Genomic DNA, 17,290 nt, shown 5'->3' with positions numbered 1-17,290 from the left:
CATTAAAAGTGGACTTCTAGTCCAACAAAAGCTCCGCTAAAATCGATATCAGTATATAAATGATCAATATCATCTAGCTTAAGGTTAACCGCACGATAACCTGCTTTTAGCCGTAAATCTATGGCTATATTGTCTAATAATGCATAAGCAACACCCGCTTGAACATCATAAACCCGATTATCATCATATGAAATATAACTACCGCTAGCAAAAACTTCTAAGCCCGTTAACGGTAGGCCTATCGTTGCTGCTGCATATACCGTAGGCACAACTTCAGAGGCATTTTGTCCAGCAGCAATGCCTGTTGTGTTATCAGACATATAGACACTGCCTTTAATGTATTTGGCATTTAAACCTAAATCTAAGCTGATTAAGCCATTATCAAGCAATTCATAATATAAAATATAATCGGTACTGGTTAAATTGACTTGATTGTTTACAGACGCGCCCGATTGAAAAGTTTGATTACTCAGACGTAAATCACTGCCTAAGGTTGTCATACCGTTAGCATCTAAAGGCGTATGCTGAATACGAACATTTGGGATTAGCGGTAATGGGTGTTCAAAGGCAACATAATATGACGCTTGTGTTTTATCAGAAAAATTGAGTGATTGAAATTGCTCAGTATATCCAAAGCCACCGTCAGTAGCTGTACGCCATGCATCTGCGCCAACATATAAACCAAGCAAAGTATCAGCTTGAATTGTCGGAGCCAGTAGCATGCCGGCCATGCTAAGTGCTAGTGCTGTTTTTTTCATGTATTTTCTTACCCTTGTGTTAATAGTTCTGATAAATCAATTAAAGCTGCATTAGCTCGAGAAATGTAATTGGCCATTACAAGGCTGTGATTGGCTAATAAACCAAAGCCACTGCCATTTAAAATCATTGGGCTCCAAATAGATTGTTGGGTTGCCTCAAGTTCACGAATAATTTGCCGCAAGCTGATCATGGCATTTTTACGCTCTAAGGTATCGGCAAAGTCGACTTCTACCGCTTTTAAAAAGTGCAATAACGCCCAAGCCGCACCGCGCGCTTCGTAAAATTCATCATCAATTTTCCACCAGCTGGTTTTAATATTACGTAGCGATGGTGCATTAGTTGATTGCCGCGCAGACGCATCGCCGGCTAAGTCGGTATTTAATCTATCTTGACCAACACTGGCACTTAAGCGTTGCGAGTAGCTACCTAAACGTTTTTCAACCGCTTTAAGCCAATCACGCAAGTTATCGGCACGGGCATAAAATTGACTGTCTGGTTTTGCCGGATCTATTAATTCTTCACGATATAAGTATAACTGGCCAATCGCCTTTTTATATTCCGATTCTGCACTGGGAATAGCCCAACTTTTATGGTCAATATTAAACTGCGGCTGGGCCACTTTTAAAAATTTATTTTCTGTCGATTGCGACTGTGAGCGACTTAAATCTTTACGCAAAGCCAATGCTAAATCTCGCGACATTTCTAATACACCCAGCTCCCATGCGGGCATATTATCTAGCAAGCTAAAGGGCGGCATAATATCATTTGATAAATAACCACCACTTTTATTTAGCAAAGTTTCACTCACCCGTATTAATGCGGTAGTGGTGCTATAGCCAACGGGCGCACGCTCGCCTAATGCTTGCTGACTCTGATTGATTTCTGCTACTAATAAATCAGGCTCACTACTCACCCACCAAGCTGTTAAATACATCACAACCAGTAGTATTAGTGCACCAAAGCTAATTAATTTAAAATTGCCCATTATTATTCCTTAACGTTTTGGCAGTGCAACAACAGGCACAATGATTTTAAGCTGCTGCTGATTAGAAAATTGTAACTGTAAAGATATTGTATCACCGACGGCAAGTTCTGTAGTCGGTTCAAATAGCATTAAGTGTAAACCACCTGGTGTGAAGTTAACCACACTCGCCGCAGCTACGGTTATGCTATTAACTTGCTCCATGCGCATCACACCGTTTTTATGGCTATGTTGATGTAACTCAACGCGCTGAAAAGCATCGCTAGTAACCGTTATTAGGCTTACAGCTTGGTCAGAATTGTTTTGTAATGTTAAATAACCTGCGGTGACGCTACGGCCAAACAGTGGCTGGCGTACTTCAGCATTTTGTACATCTATAGCCGTTGTTGGTTCGGCAAACAACGAGGGGCTTAATAGCAGCAGTATTGATAACAGCAACTTAGTTGACAGTATACGCATTTGCACGCTCCTTGATTAATATAAGCTTATATTACACCAGTTGCGTCCAGTTAACAGCATGTAACCTGTCAACATTTCAGTCTATGTTAATGAATTAAGACCAAAAATATTTTTATTTAGCGCTGCGGTAATAGCACTGCGCCGATAAAATACGCGCTAATAGTTAGTAAAGGGGCGGTAATTAATAACAACACTGCCAATAAACGAATCAACCATCTTGGCTGCTGATAATAATCTGCAAATCCAGCGCAAACACCCGAAATTTTACGTTGGTGTCGGGCACAAAACCAACCATTTGTTTGTTCGGTATTCATTTTTCTTCCTTATATTTAGTTAATTTTTTATGTTGGCTAATACAGCATAAAGCCAACATAAAACCACTGAAACTCAACAGCTCAACTCCTATCCAATACATGGTATTTTCCCTTAGTTAAGCCATGTTACTTTTTGCAGAAGCGGCAACATAATGCTAATACCCTGCCAAAATAGTAACACCGGGATCATACTGAGCACGGGGCCAAGAAAGAGCAGCAATAACCAATCTGACGCCACAAACATTGTTATTCAGCTTTTAAGCTGCTGGCAGCTAACTTTTTGGCTAACAACATCATGTGCTGAACTAAGTACTCCATATCTTGCTTGGCATCATTCTCAATATTGCTTAGCAAACTTAGCCCTGTCGCAAACAATGCTTGATGCGCATGCAGCGCAGTTTCTGTTGACAGCTGAGTTGCATACTGTTGAATATCAGTTTGTATTTCAGTGGCTAGTGTTGGGGTAGTAAATGTTTCAGTAACTAAAGGTTCAGCTACAGCGCTGATACTTAGTAACGAGGTAAAGCTGGCAATCATTAAAGTGTTCATAGCATATTCCTTGAATGTTATTAATCGATACTACAACCAATGTATTTCAAGTGCCGTGCCACTTTAAAAATTAAACATAACAATATGATTTTAATCATATTGTTAAATAAAAAAGAGCCAATGCATGCATTGGCTCTTTTAGATAAAACTAATATTTAGTCAAATAAACTATTAAATAGTGCAATCTTCAAACTGACTAATTTTCTGTAATGCTTGCAGTAACAATTCTGGTGTTGCCGTCGATAAATGGCCTTGTTCACTCAGCAAACGACGCCACTGTCTGGCGCCAGGCATGCCTTGAAATAAGCCCAACATATGCCGAGCGATATGCCAAAACCTGGCTCCTTGGCTCATTTGTCGCTCTATATACGGCAGCATATCTAGTACCGCTTGCTGTGGGGTTCTTACCAAGCTGCTGTTGCCATAAATTAAGCCATCAACTGCCGTTAATAACATAGGGTTGCTATAAGCTTCGCGCCCTACCATTACGCCATCCACATGCTCTAATAGCTGTTGTGCTTGGGCTAAGGTTTTAACACCACCATTAATACTGATATCTAACTGCGGAAAATCACGCTTTAATTGAAACACTCGCTGATAATTTAGCGGGGGAACATCGCGATTTTCTTTCGGGCTTAAGCCTTTTAACCACGCTTTACGGGCATGAATAACTAACTGCTGACACTCGGCATCGGCCATGACTTGGACAAAATCTTGTAAAAACTGATAATCATCAGAATCATCAATTCCAATTCGGGTTTTTACCGATACTGGAATGCTCACCACGTCCTGCATGGCTTTAACACAATCTGCTACCAACTGCGGCTGCGCCATTAAGCATGCGCCAAACATACCATTTTGTACCCGATCAGATGGACAGCCGACATTAATATTAATGGCGTCATAACCACGTTGTTCAGCTAATTTAGCGCAATGGGCCATTTGCTGCGGATCCGAACCACCCAACTGCAATACCAGCGGGTGTTCTTCCTCATTAAAAGCTAAATAATCACCACTGCCATGAATAATAGCGCCTGTGGTAACCATTTCGGTATAAAGCACCGCATGCTGGCTTAGTAAGCGGTGAAAATAACGACAATGCTTATCTGTCCAATCGAGCATTGGCGCAATAGAGAATTTATGATCAATTCTGTTGCTTGGCACCTTATGGTCAGTTTGCGCTGTATTTATATGCATAGTGCTTTCTAAGTTACTCACAGTTATTCAAAATTATTTATAAATTACTTAATATCTGGCAAGTTACGGCCATAAAATATTTCACGCATTTCATGAAATACTTTTTGGCTTATTTCTTCTTGCTCAGCTTCTGTCATCGAGTCTGTACCGACACCAAACAGGTAATTATTTAAATCTGCTTCTTTAAGCATCATTTTGGTATGAAATAAGTTTTCTTGATACACATTTACATCGATCATCTGAAACGCTTGCTTGGTTTCATTATCCATAAAGTTTTGAATAGACGTTATTGGATGATCAATATAATGCTTAGTGCCACTTATATCGCGAGTAAAACCGCGAACCCGATAATCAATGGTGACAATATCGGTTTCAAAGCTATGAATTAAAAAATTTAACGCTTTTAACGGTGAAATAATACCGCATGTTGATACTTCTATATCGGCACGAAAGGTACAAATACCATCATGCGGATGAATTTCTGGATAGGTATGAACGCAGATATGGCTTTTATCTAGGTGCGCCACTATGGCATCCGGTCTTGGTCCTGGATTTTCTGTCGTGTCTGGATTAACTAATACTGGCTCTTCGCTTACTAATATCGTTACGCTAGCACCTTGTGGGTCATAATCTTGACGCGCCACATTCAACACGTTAGCACCAATAATATCGGTAACTTCGGTTAATATATCGGTTAAACGATCAGCATTATATTGCTCATCAATATATTCAATATATTCTTGTCTATGCTGCTCAGTCTTTGCGTAACAAATGTCGTATAAACTAAAGCTTAAACTTTTGGTTAGGTTGTTAAAACCGTGTAATTTCAGTTTTTCAAAAGGTTTAACCACTTATCGAAATCTCCAGAACTAAGCAGCGCCGTAGACTGCTCAGTGTACTTGTTATTTAAATGTTGTTTTATTCAACGTTAATGACACTAAATGAATGTGTTACTTCTACACTGCCTGTTAGCATTATAGATACCGAGCAGTATTTATCCGCTGATAACTTTACTGCACGTTCAACGTGCGTTTCACTTAGCTGTTGCCCTGTCACATCAAAATGTAAGTGGATTTTGGTAAATACACTGGGGACAGTTTCTGCTCGCTCTGAAGTTAAAGTCACTTCACAATCTTGCACTTGTTGACGGGCTTTTTGTAAAATACTGACAACATCTACCGATGAACAAGCACCTGCAGACATTAATACCATTTCCATTGGGCTTGGCGCTGTACTGTTATCTTTATTACCGTCAAATACAACAGCGTGCCCGCTACCAGAACGACCCACGAAGGTATTATTATCTAACCATTTTACTTTTGCTTGCATCATGCCACTCCCGCTAAAAACAGGGCGACATTCTACGTAAAATCGGCCGGTGTATCTAGTTAATTCGGCTCTGGGATAAGTTAATCGAATAACTCGGCTATGGCTGTATCAAATAAATTTTTGATAAGAATAGAAATTTCTGTAATTAGCTCAAATTGCTTTATTGTCGCTTTAGTATCTAACACCCGACTTAGCACTTCTTGCATATCGTAAACAATGCTATCGACTTCACGAATTATCATACTGCGGTGGTTTATTTCTAGCTTAGTATGTTGCATACACAGATTAATAATTTGTTCTGCTATGGTTTCTTCTAGGGCTTCACCAATAGTCTTAGCTGTTAGTTCTCCGGTTGGCTGCTCAAATAACGATAAATGTTCAGTTAAAAACAGGATAAGATGTTCGTAGCCGGCTTTATCTGTCACCATAATTATACACCTAATACTAAAAATCGAATCGGGCTTAACGTTAAATCGGGGCCTAAGCCCCGACCTAATAACTATTACTTAAAAGGTTAAACCAGGCGATAAATGTTCTGGCATTAACACTTGCTCTAATTCAACTGAAGCTACCGGATATGCACAGTAATCAGCGGCATAATAGGCACTGGCTCTATGATTACCACTGGCACCTATGCCACCAAAAGGTGCAGCTGAACTGGCACCGGTAATTGGCCGATTCCAGTTAACAATACCGGCTCTAATGCGGCGGAAAAAATGCTGATATAATGCCGCGTTGTCACTTAACAATCCGGCTGACAAGCCAAAGCTAGTGTTATTTGCTGCGTCAATGGCTTGATCAATATCGGTATAACGGAACACTTTTAGTAAAGGGCCAAAGTGCTCATCGTCTGGGAAGTTATTGATATCGGTACATTCAATAATCCCTGGAGTAATCAATGCAGTATCTACATTCAGATGTTGCATTTCAACCAATACTTTACCGCCTAGTTCGGTTAGCTCTTGTTGCACCGCTAGCATACCTTTTGCTGCTGCTACTGAAATCATAGAGCCCATAAAGGGTTGTTCTGCAGCATCATATACATCCACTTTAATATTGCGGGTCACGGCAATTAAGCGCTGTAAAATAGCATCGCCACTGGCATCAGCAGGTAAAAACAATTTACGGGCACAAGTACAACGCTGACCAGATGAAATAAAGGCTGATTGCACAATATCATGTACCGCCGCTTCAACATTACTAACGTCTTGCACTATTAAAGGGTTGTTACCGCCCATTTCTAACGCCAAAATTTTATCTGGCCGACCTGCAAACTGCTGATGTAAATAATGTCCGGTGCGTGAGCTACCAGTAAAAAATAGACCATCTATATCATTATGAGCGGCAATGGCTTTGCCTGTCGCCACTTCGCCTTGAACTAAATTTAATACACCTGCAGGTAAACCTGCTTGCTGCCATAGTTTTACCGTTTCTTCGGCCACTTTAGGCGTTAATTCAGACGGTTTAAATATAATGGTATTACCGGCAAGCAAGGCCGGTACTATATGGCCATTGGGTAAATGCCCTGGGAAGTTATATGGGCCAAATACCGCCACGACACCATGCGGCTTATGTCGGATAAACGCTCGGCCTTGTGGCATAGCATTTTCTTTATCACCAGTGCGTTCTTGATAAGCACGAATTGAAATATCGGCCTTACCAATCATAGCGCCAATCTCGGTACGAGATTCCCATAAAGCTTTACCGGTCTCTTGGGCGATAGTTAAAGCTAAGTGTTCTTTATTGCTTGCCAGTAATTCAGCAAACTTTTTAATAATCGCCACCCGCTCTGCAAAGCCTAGTCCTGCCCAGTCATATTGGGCTTGGCGTGCTGCTGCTATCGCTTGATTAACTTGCTCTGCAGTTGCCGATTGGCCTTGCCAAATTTGCTGGTTTTTTGCTGGGTCAATAGAGCTAAAAGTATCGCCTTTACCTTCAAGCCATTGATTATTAATAAACTGTACTGCGTTATTCATCTTAATCCCCTAATTAAATACCGGTTACTCTTACCCAGTCGCCACTTGTCACATTAAGCGCCGTGGCCACAGCTGCAGAAATAGTCGCTTGCTGGTTTGGTATATCAACCTCTAATTCACAACAGGTAGCACGAAAATCAGTAATACAAGTGCTACATATCAAATACGTTGTGTCAGTCGTTACCTGACCAATAACCACCTGCAAGCGCAGGCTGTTTTGTACTGAGCGTATATGCTCAACTCTCGCTTCAACAGTCGGCCCAGCGTCAAAAATATCGACATATCCCCGACTTGCAAAACCTTCTGATTGTAACAGTGCCAGTGCTGGCTTAGTGTGTTCGTGAACCTGACCAATTGCCGCTTGTGCTTGCTTGCTAAGCAAACTAACATAAATGGGATATTTCGGCATTAATTCAGCAATAAAAACCTTTTGCCCTATACCGGTTAAGTAATCTGCAGTGGGGAAATCAACCGAAAAGAAATGCTCTTGCAACCATTGCCAAAATGGCGAACTGCCATCGGTATTGGACACGCCACGCATTTCTGCAATAACCCGATCTGAAAAGCGTTGCGGAAATTCAGCTAAAAATAAGAAGCGCATTTTAGATAATAAACGGCCATTATTTTTCTGCCGTTTTGTTTCACGCAAAAATAAAGTGCAAAGCTCACTTACTGCTGTGTAATCATTACACAAAGTAAGAATATCTACCGTTTTATATACACCAAGCGAACGTGAACTATGCACCACTTTACCTAAATGATAATGGTAAAATGCATCTTCTAAGCCTACTGCCGCTTCTAATGCGCTAGTACCGCACACTTCTTTGGTTTCGGTATCTTCTAAAACAAATAAATAGCCTTCATCACCCGGTTGCTGTACGTGCTTAGCAAAGGATTGTTCAGAACGACTTATCTTGCGCATAAGCAATTCATCATTGACCGGCAAGGAAGTAAAACCATGGCCTGATTCTACAGCTATATCATATAAAGCAGGATAATCATCTGCACGAATAGGGCGAACCACCATCATCGTCGCTTACTCCAGGTTAACTTTATTTATTATTATCGCTTATGCTCGGCTATTACACTGTTGCTTCAAGATTAAGGGGCAAGTTCAGCCAGCATTAATGCGCGTATTTTTAGCGCATTATTACAGATAAAGTGATCACTGTCTCGCTTGTGATTTTGATGCTAGGTCAATAACCACGCGGGATATAGATAGATTTTCACTAGAAGTGAATATTTATATTTCGATATTTAATCGGCTTAAATTGGTTTGCGCTAACAAAGCCATTTTTTCATTAGTAAGTTGGGCAGCCGCTAACCAGCGTAAAGATTCTTCATTATTGATCAATTTAGCCCGCTTTAAAGATTGCCACTGCACGTAAGTTTGAGCTTGTAACGCGATCTTTGTTAACGGGCTATTATCATTAAAGCCTAGCCCCTCAGACATTTGATCGAGTGTTTGATACAGTGGTTGCACGTCAAGTTGCCAACGAGAAGTAACATCCGCATTTAATTCGGCAGCAAACTCCGCCATACTTTCACTTAAAAAACTGGCATCCGGCATTAATTTATCCAAAGTTTCAATTATACCGCTATCGCGCATTGCTTGAGCATTCAATATTTGTTTTTGTTTTTGCTGTTGATAAGTACGTAAATAACAACGTGTCACCACTATATAACCAAGACTCTGAAATAAGCCGACACAAAACGCACTAAACCCATGACTGTTCTCTAAATCGGCCAAGGTACGCGCAGCAATAGCCACGGCTAAAGCATGTTGCCAAATACGGGTTTTTAATCCAGAAAAAGGTTCAGTGGAATGTGGCAACATGCGCTTAAAGGCATAAACAGGTATGACTTGCTGTAGGGTTTCAATGCCAAATAAGCGCAAGGCAACCTTAATATCTTTGATTAAACCCGCTGAGGCTGTTCTATTGCGATATTGTGGCTGATTAACTAAGCGTAATAAGTCTTCTGTCAGCCAATCTACTTTACTTATATAACTGTCCAGCTTGTTAATAGTAACGGCTTTGCTACTTAGTAAGTCTAAAATAGCATAGAAAGCCGGTTGCAAATTGAATAATGTTGATTCAACATGTTCAATATTATGCAGTTTTCGTAATAACTCATCAGACACTTCATCATGTAAATGCGCTTGGGCGAAGTCAGTAAGTTGCGCTTGTATTTTCAAATTTTTCTGTCGAGCTAAACGAGCATCTGCTTCTACTTGGAGTAAAGTACGTTCTGCTGAAACATCGTTTTTTCCCGGCTCATAATGTATCCGGACCACCGCAGGATCGACACCCACTAATTGATCTAAAAATCGTGCAAAAAAAGCATCATAACTGGGTGTTGAAGATGGCATTTGATCAACGGCTTCCTTAATGGCGATAAAAGTGGCGTTCAAAATTAAGCCGCAATACTGCAAGTGTATTAATACTGAGTCAAGCTGATTACACAGCGATTGACTTGGTTTGCAGAAAATTAGCCAGTAATTGCTGACCTTGCTGACTTAAAATAGCTTCAGGGTGAAATTGCACACTGTGGATAGGTAAAGAGGTATGCATTAGACCCATTATTTCATCTAGCGCTTGGTCGGCGCCCGTTGTCCAAGCTGTTACTTGCAGCTCTTTAGGTAAAGTTCCAGTATCTACCACTAAAGAATGATAACGCGTGACATCTAAAGGATTAGCTAAACCGGAAAATACCGAGCGGTTATCGTGGGTAACTAAGGAGTTTTTGCCATGCATGACCCGCTTAGCCCGAATGACTTTACCACCAAAGACTTGCGCTATCGCTTGGTGACCAAGGCAAACACCTAGAATAGGTAGTTTATCGCTAAAATATTCAATAGCTTGCATGGAGATACCGGCATCATCTGGCGATTTAGGACCGGGTGAAATAACGAGGTAATCTGGAGCTAATTGGTTAATAGCGCTAATAGTGATGTCATCATTGCGCTTTACCAGCACTTGTTGACCTAAAGCCGCAAAATACTGCATTAAGTTATAAGTAAAAGAATCGTAGTTATCAATTATTAGTAGCACTTAATATATACCTATCATAAATTTCAGACTTGCTGTTGGTGGCTAAACACAAGTTAATCACACCTGTTTTATCGCCTCACAGTAAGCCACAACTGGCGTTTATAATATATCACTGCACACATTTTGCTTAAATAATTCCCTGTAGCTGTATATCTTATAAGCACTTAAACTGTTAATATTAAAAATAAATAAAAAAAATTAAACTAATTCTAACCTTGTTACGTATCAGTTATTATTAGCAATATATAACACTTGAAACACCCATTAACCTAGTTAAGTTGTCAGGTAACGCATATTTTGAATTCATTTTTGTTGTATAAAAGACTGCTATTTTGTTTAATATTAACGACGGTTACTTTTTCTACTTTTCTTCAGGCTGACACTAAAACAGCTATCAACACAGACACCCTTACTGGCAACAATTCCATCGCCTTTTATTATGCTGATATTGACTCGGTACGCGAGTTAATAAGCTATCAACGCGTTGTTGTCGAACCGACTAATATCTCTGCTATGCAATTAAAACAGCTTAAACTTGCCAAAACAGAGGTTTTTGCTTATTTAAGTGTTGGCGAAACTGACGCTAAAACAGCGCAACAGTATCCCCTAGCCATTATTGGCACTAATAACCAATGGCAAGCAAAAATAATGGATGCCAACAATCCAGCTTGGCGCGATCATTTACTCCAAAAAGCTTTGCAGCTAAAACAGCAAGGTTATGCTGGGGTATTTTTAGACACCTTAGATAGCTATGAATTGGCATTAGCTACAAAGCATCACCCTGCCCAGCAACAAGCGTTAGTCTCATTACTTAATCAATTACAATTAACCAGTGGCAAATTAATATTAAACCGCGGCTTTACGTTACTTAATCAGCTGCAGACCCTACCTACTGCTGTTGTAGCTGAGTCATTAGTTTATGGTTATGATGTGGCTAATAATGATTACTTTATTCAATCTGCCGAAGATACATTATGGCTTGCAAACCAATTAGATAAGGTTAAGCAGTACGGCGTTGAAGCCATTGTTATTGATTATTTACCACCCGATATACAACCGCGCATAGCGGCGGCAAAAACATTGCAAGCCCGCGGCTACACACCTTATATCAGTGATGGCTTACTCAGCCAGTTTGGTGTCTCTAACCATTATCCCGTTCCTAGGCGAGTGCTTGGCTTTTATGACGGTAGTACAGAGCTTAAAAAGCAATCTAATTGCCATCGTTATTTATCGACATTAATTGAGTATTATGGCTATGTGCCGCAATGCGAAGATATCCATAATCCCCAATTAATCAATATTAATATTAACCAATTTGCTGCTGTTTTATATTGGCTGCCCCAAGCAAGTTATAACAATATTTCTGTACAACAATTTATTAAAGCTGCTATTGCCCAACTGCCAACCGTCTTTATTGGTGAGTTACCCGATGATGCTGGCATATTATCCTTGCTAGGTTTTAACAACCTTGGTACGTTTAACGGTAAGTTAAGCATTAAAGACACCCAAATTAAATATCCGTTACCCAAGGCGTTACCTAATGAATATGTACGTTACGGTATTACTGATCCTAATCATCAGGTGCAGTTAAACCTGCTCGACGAGCAGCAACAACAGGGTATAGCGATTGCTCGCACAGCTTGGGGTGGCGTCATGTTGCAGCCACTCAATGTGCAAGAATTAATTGGCGAAAGGAGTCGTTGGCCGCTGGACCCGTTTCAATATTTAATGCCGTTATTACGGCTTGAGAGCATTCCCGCTCCTGATATCACCACAGAGTCTGGCCAACGCATTGTCACCGCGCATATAGATGGCGATGGTTTTCCCTCTGTTTCGTGGTTACCCGGCAAACCTTTTGCTGGTCAGTCTATTTATACCCATATTTTAAGCCAGTCTAGTTTACCGCATACCGTATCCGTGGTTGAAGCTGAAGTGGCTAAACATGGTCTATATCCTGAAATTGCCGCTAAGCTGGAACAGATTTCGCGTGATATTTTTCGTTTAGATAATGTCGAAGTCGCTTCGCATACTTTTAGCCACCCGTTTTTTTGGGATGATAGGGTCAGTAGCACCGAAAAATTGTACGGCGATGCTTTACCAGTACCTAATTATGAACAAGATTTAGATCGCGAAATTTATGGTAGTGTTAACTATATTAATCAACAGCTTGCCCCTAGTGATAAACCGGTAAAAGTGTTTTTATGGTCAGGTATGGCCGATCCCACCCCTGACGTTATTGCTAAAACCCAACAGTTAGGCCTGTTAAATGTTAATGGCGGCAATACCTTTGTTTTAAATGACAACTTTTCTATTTCGCAGGTATACCCACATTTAAATTGGTATCGGCAAGGTATTCAAGTCTATGCGCCGGTGATGAATGAAAATTTATATACGGCGCTTTGGACTGAAAATTTCCAGGGGTTTTCGCGAGTCACCGAGACTTTTCAGTTATTAGGTGAACCCAGACGATTAAAGTCAGTTAGTATTTACTATCATATGTACTCGGGTGTTTATCCCAGCTCGCTGGCGGCACTTAAAGATATTTATCAATGGGTTGCCGAACAACCTTTAACCGCTTTATATCTCAGTGAATATGCTCAGCGCGCCAGTGCCTTATATGAAACGGGTATCGCCCGCTCTATCCATGACAATAGTTGGTATATTAGTAGTACCGGTATTACTAGTTTACGCATTGCTAATCATTATAAATTATCTGCCGATAGTACAGGTATTGCCGGGGTAAATTCGGGCCCAGACGGTCGTTATGTCACTTTAACCCAAGCTCGAAGTATTTTATCTGCAGCATCTGCAGCAGAAAATGAGCCTGAATTTAATGACCAAGTATTTTTACAGTCTGCTAATGGCATTATTAAACATTGGCAAGTTAAGGCTGATGGTCTTAACTTTTCCATCCACAGCCATCAACCATTAGTAATCACCTTAGTAAATACTCAAAACTGCAATCTAGTTTCTGAAAACAGCAAACAGCTTAATATTGTTACTCAGCCAAACAACATGACTATAACTAGCCATGATCAGGGTTATTTTGACCTTAGCGTCACTTGTTCCACTACTAAAGTTACGGTGGATAATCAGTGAAGGATATAAATCAGCACTCTACTATCCAAACTAATAACCAAACTAATGCAGCAGCTAAAAAGCAAAAACCTAAGCCGCGCATTGTTTTAGTTAATCGCCGAACCTTGTTTACACTAGCAGCCGTTACGCTAACGTTGCTCTGGGTATTGCAGCCCAATAAAACATTGCTAATTCGGATGATGGACAACGCTCAAGATCCGAATATTGCCATTGCCTTTTTAAAGGTGTTAAAAGATGAAGCTGATCCCTCTCTTAAGCTGGATTTAGCTTTAGCCAAACAATATGCGAAATTAGGTAACCATCAACAGGCCGTCACTGAAATTAAACCGTTACAACGCTATATAGACTCTGAGTTTGCCACTCGCGCTAAATTACTTTATGCCAACAGTTTATTGCAATTAAATTACAACGGTAATGAGTCTGCAAAACAAGGGTTAAGCTCCTTTTTACAAAATGAAGTGAGCTTACAACCCAGTGCGAACGCTGAAGAGTTTGCTAGTTATGCTTTGCAAATTGGCCAGCCGAAACTTGCTTATGACATTTTAAGTAAGCAACTCATTACTGATAATAAACAGCTCGCTGAATTAGCCTTGCAAGCCAATTTAACAGCAGAAGCATTGCAACATAGTAGCGCTGATTTTCAGCAGCAGCCTAGCACTGATAAGCTTATGTCATTATTAACCTTATTTATTGCAGAACAAGCATGGTTAGCGGGCAGTGATTTTATTGAGCAAAATATTGCAAAGGTAGAGTGCCAACAATCCTGTTTACAAGCTTTGGTTAACTTTATGCTCAGTGCCAACCTACCGCAGAAAAGCGTACGCTATGCCGATAATAAAGCCCATCTCAGTGACGATTATAAAGACTGGTTACAAGCCAGTCAGATACATGCAGCAAATGGTAATACACAACAAGCCGCAACTTGGTTAGCCAAAGTTGTAGAGCAGATGCCAAACATTGAATATGTACAGCAGTTACATGATTATCAGTTATGGCTTGGCGATCCGGCTAAAGCGCTTGAATTAACCAAGCGCATGCTGCAAAAAGGCGCTGATGCCACCATCTTACGCCAAGGTATTGCCGAAGCTTTAGCACAAAGTGATCTTCTGGCTTTAAGTGATTTTTACTATGCACTGGCTATGCAAAATCAACTCGCTACAGAATTACAAAATAAATGGCTAGATTTTAACGATAAAGCTTATGGTGCAGAACTGACTATTGGCCGCTTAGAAGCCTTGCATCATCGTTTTCCTAAGCAAAGTTATTATTGGTTTGCTTTAGCGCGTTTTTATAACTTCATTGGTGCCCCCACTAAAACTATTCAACTTTGGCAACGTGTTCAGCCTAAAACAAGCTTAAATTATGACCAAGCCGATCATTTTGCCCAGGCTTATATCTCGTTAGGACAGCCAGAAAAAGCCTTAGCATTACTTAACCAACACACCGAATTAATGTCCTTAAGTTTAAACCAACTAGGTAACTTACAATCATTAGCGATGTATGTTGCCGATAGCAAAACGCAACGTCTAATTCAGCAATTACGAGTCGCTCGCAGAGACCCCTCGTTAGACCCCTATTTACTATTGAGTAGTTATAACATTGCTAAGCCAAGTGATTTCCAAGTGCTTTGGCAATATTATCAAGATAGTGGTTCGTTAATTATGCTAAACCACATTTTAAATTATGCTATCAACACTAAACAAACCGAGGTCATTAATCGTATTCAAACGGTTATCAAGCAAGATTATGGCCAAGATAAGCGCTTACAGGTGCAATTGCTTCGTTTACGTATTGCCTTATTTCAAGCTAATTATAGCCAAGCTAAGCAGTTATTACTGGCATTAAAAACTCAGCACCCTAATAACCAAGAAATTGTTGAAAATAGTTTATGGTTAGCCATTAGCACCAACGATACTAGCTGGTTGGCCGATTTGTACTGGCAATTAGTGCCAAAATTACAACAAGATAGTACTTTTTATCAACCCTTTGCTTATGCTGCGCAATTACTGGGGTTAACTGCACAAGCTAATGTTTGGTATCAGCGCTTAGATAATTCTGAGTATGCTTCTGCCGCCGACAAATTAGCCTGGGCGATATTGCTAGAACAACAAGGCAATGCCAGCCAAGCCCAGAGCTTACGTTGGCAAGTATTGAGTCAATTGTCTGAACAACTAAGACAATTACCGCAAGGCGAATTAAGTTATCGCGCCTTGCTTAGCTTATTTGTTTCACCGGCTTATGCACTGGCTAAGCAAAATCAAGCTTTACTCCAAGCAACAACTGGGCTTGATACGAGTAATTTAATCACCGAGTTATTTACCGATGTTAGCGATAAAAGCCTACAAAAGCTTGCCTATTGGCAAGCACATACCGTACTGGATAAGGCTAACTTTAATGACAGTATTCAGCTAGCCATAGCCCTCGCCCATGAAGACTATGCGACAATTAAAGCTATTGCCACGGCAACTAACAACTTAACTGCATTTGAACGGGCAACAGCACTGAGCAAGATAGGTGAGAATTTTGCAGCTTGGCAATGGGCTGAACAAGCACTCAATGCGACGACTGAAAAACAGCAAATAGCGCCTTTACAACGCTTTTTAGCCAATAATCATAATTTAAACAGCCATGGCGTACGCTATGAGCACACTAATCGCGACAGTTGGAAAGTAAATACTGAACAACTACGTTATTACCAACCTATTTATGATGGTTTATTTAGTCTCGATTATCAGTTTGAACACGGCTCACCCGCTAGCACTATCATTGATGATTATAATAGAGATTTACTGCAATTAAACTGGAAAACAATTAACTCCCATTTCATTAATGGGCTGTCGTTTACTGCGCTAGAACTATCACTGTCTGTTAGTAATAGGTTTGAACAAACTATTATTGGCCAACAGCTATCGGCCAGCTGGCAAAGTTCGCCGCGCATTTCGCAGCAGCTAGAAATTCGCCTTAAAATGCCCAGTGAACAGAGTGAGAACCTGTATTTATTAGCTAATGAAAATAGGCTGCAATGGCGCGGTGCTTGGCAAGCCAACCGGTTTGAGCAGGTCAGTTTAACCTTAGCTGCAGCTGAATTTAATACTGACTTCTCAGATACAGTTGGCCAGCAATTACAAGCTTCATTGCGTATTAGTGAGCAATTAAGTTTTCATCCTTACTGGCAGCTATATAGTCAATTTGACTATCATAAAAATTCCTTATCCAGCCAGCCGCTAACTGCAGTGTCAGCCTATTTCAATTCAGGGAACGTCTTAACTGCTAGCGATTTTATTAATCCCAATTATCGACGTCTTACCCTAGGTCAGCAAATTATGCACGGTAATGTCGGCGTACCGGGTCCGGATGATAAACCCCCTCGTTTTAGTCTTGATACAGCAGTTGGCTATAACTTGCTTACCGCTAAATTAGACTACAGTGCATAATTTTAGTATTGGTATTCCGCTATTGGGCGGTGATGAAATATTTTTTAAAACAGCTTGGCAAAGTGCCGACCAAAATGGTCGGAAAAATTTAAGCTGGAACCTAGGCTATTTTATTGATTTTTAATCTAAGGAGACAAAT

16 protein-coding genes are annotated in these 17,290 nt (G+C 40.4%); 3 read left to right on the top strand and 13 right to left on the bottom strand.

Going from position 1 to position 17,290, the window contains the following annotated elements:
- Positions 1-2: 2 nt before the first annotated feature.
- The 13 genes from BI198_RS05210 to BI198_RS05150 all read right to left on the bottom strand — a co-directional run bounded on the left by BI198_RS05210 (position 3) and on the right by BI198_RS05150 (position 10,618).
- Positions 3-758 (bottom strand): TIGR04219 family outer membrane beta-barrel protein, encoded by a 756-nt coding sequence (locus BI198_RS05210; protein WP_070048601.1) that lies wholly within the window; start codon positions 756-758, stop codon positions 3-5.
- An 8-nt stretch (positions 759-766) separates the two neighbouring features.
- Positions 767-1,744 carry a DUF2333 family protein gene (locus BI198_RS05205; protein ID WP_070048600.1) on the bottom strand — a complete coding sequence of 326 codons (978 nt, stop codon included), beginning with the start codon at positions 1,742-1,744 and terminating at the stop codon, positions 767-769.
- Between the two features lie 9 nt (positions 1,745-1,753).
- The gene (locus BI198_RS05200) at positions 1,754-2,200 is read right to left on the bottom strand and encodes a copper chaperone PCu(A)C (RefSeq protein WP_070048599.1); all 447 of its coding nucleotides are present in this window, start codon (positions 2,198-2,200) and stop codon (positions 1,754-1,756) included.
- A gap of 116 nt (positions 2,201-2,316) precedes the next feature.
- The gene (locus BI198_RS05195; RefSeq protein WP_070048598.1) at positions 2,317-2,514 is read right to left on the bottom strand and encodes a PspC domain-containing protein; all 198 of its coding nucleotides are present in this window, start codon (positions 2,512-2,514) and stop codon (positions 2,317-2,319) included.
- Between the two features lie 246 nt (positions 2,515-2,760).
- The gene (locus BI198_RS05190) at positions 2,761-3,063 is read right to left on the bottom strand and encodes a hypothetical protein (RefSeq protein WP_070048597.1); all 303 of its coding nucleotides are present in this window, start codon (positions 3,061-3,063) and stop codon (positions 2,761-2,763) included.
- Positions 3,064-3,234: 171 nt separating this feature from the next.
- Positions 3,235-4,260, bottom strand: coding sequence for a tRNA dihydrouridine(20/20a) synthase DusA (gene dusA, locus BI198_RS05185; protein ID WP_070048596.1), 1,026 nt, complete (start codon positions 4,258-4,260; stop codon positions 3,235-3,237).
- A 44-nt stretch (positions 4,261-4,304) separates the two neighbouring features.
- Entirely contained in the window at positions 4,305-5,111 is an 807-nt protein-coding gene (speD, locus tag BI198_RS05180) for an adenosylmethionine decarboxylase (protein WP_070048595.1), read from the bottom strand.
- Between the two features lie 67 nt (positions 5,112-5,178).
- Complete coding sequence (locus BI198_RS05175; RefSeq protein WP_070050677.1) at positions 5,179-5,589, bottom strand: OsmC family protein; 411 nt, start codon at positions 5,587-5,589, stop codon at positions 5,179-5,181.
- A gap of 80 nt (positions 5,590-5,669) precedes the next feature.
- Positions 5,670-6,017, bottom strand: coding sequence for a DUF3802 family protein (locus BI198_RS05170; RefSeq protein WP_070048594.1), 348 nt, complete (start codon positions 6,015-6,017; stop codon positions 5,670-5,672).
- A 78-nt stretch (positions 6,018-6,095) separates the two neighbouring features.
- Complete coding sequence (astD, locus tag BI198_RS05165; protein WP_070048593.1) at positions 6,096-7,565, bottom strand: succinylglutamate-semialdehyde dehydrogenase; 1,470 nt, start codon at positions 7,563-7,565, stop codon at positions 6,096-6,098.
- 13 nt (positions 7,566-7,578) lie between these two features.
- Positions 7,579-8,595 carry an arginine N-succinyltransferase gene (astA, locus tag BI198_RS05160; protein WP_070048592.1) on the bottom strand — a complete coding sequence of 339 codons (1,017 nt, stop codon included), beginning with the start codon at positions 8,593-8,595 and terminating at the stop codon, positions 7,579-7,581.
- A 213-nt stretch (positions 8,596-8,808) separates the two neighbouring features.
- Complete coding sequence (locus tag BI198_RS05155) at positions 8,809-9,978, bottom strand: HDOD domain-containing protein (RefSeq protein WP_235605252.1); 1,170 nt, start codon at positions 9,976-9,978, stop codon at positions 8,809-8,811.
- A gap of 46 nt (positions 9,979-10,024) precedes the next feature.
- Positions 10,025-10,618: an anthranilate synthase component II gene (locus BI198_RS05150; RefSeq protein WP_070048591.1), complete on the bottom strand. Its 594-nt coding sequence runs from the start codon at positions 10,616-10,618 to the stop codon at positions 10,025-10,027.
- Positions 10,619-10,915: 297 nt separating this feature from the next.
- Here BI198_RS05150 and BI198_RS05145 point away from each other — a divergent pair, with 297 nt between their 5' ends.
- Genes BI198_RS05145 through BI198_RS16315 form a run of 3 tightly spaced genes read left to right on the top strand, consistent with a single transcriptional unit; the run spans position 10,916 to position 17,275 of the window.
- On the top strand, positions 10,916-13,717 hold the full coding sequence (locus BI198_RS05145; RefSeq protein WP_141728845.1) for an endo alpha-1,4 polygalactosaminidase: 2,802 nt from the start codon (positions 10,916-10,918) through the stop codon (positions 13,715-13,717).
- Positions 13,714-17,151, top strand: a complete 3,438-nt coding sequence (locus tag BI198_RS05140) for a tetratricopeptide repeat protein (protein WP_070048589.1) — start codon at positions 13,714-13,716, stop codon at positions 17,149-17,151. Before BI198_RS05145 ends, BI198_RS05140 begins: the two co-directional genes overlap by 4 nt.
- Positions 17,144-17,275, top strand: coding sequence for a hypothetical protein (locus tag BI198_RS16315; protein WP_268793889.1), 132 nt, complete (start codon positions 17,144-17,146; stop codon positions 17,273-17,275). The genes BI198_RS05140 and BI198_RS16315 overlap by 8 nt, the downstream gene beginning before the upstream one ends.
- Positions 17,276-17,290 lie beyond the last annotated feature (15 nt).

Origin of the sequence: Rheinheimera salexigens (assembly GCF_001752395.1) — a bacterium.
Lineage (GTDB): Bacteria > Pseudomonadota > Gammaproteobacteria > Enterobacterales > Alteromonadaceae > Alishewanella > Alishewanella salexigens.
This window is presented reverse-complemented; position numbering and strand designations above follow the sequence as displayed.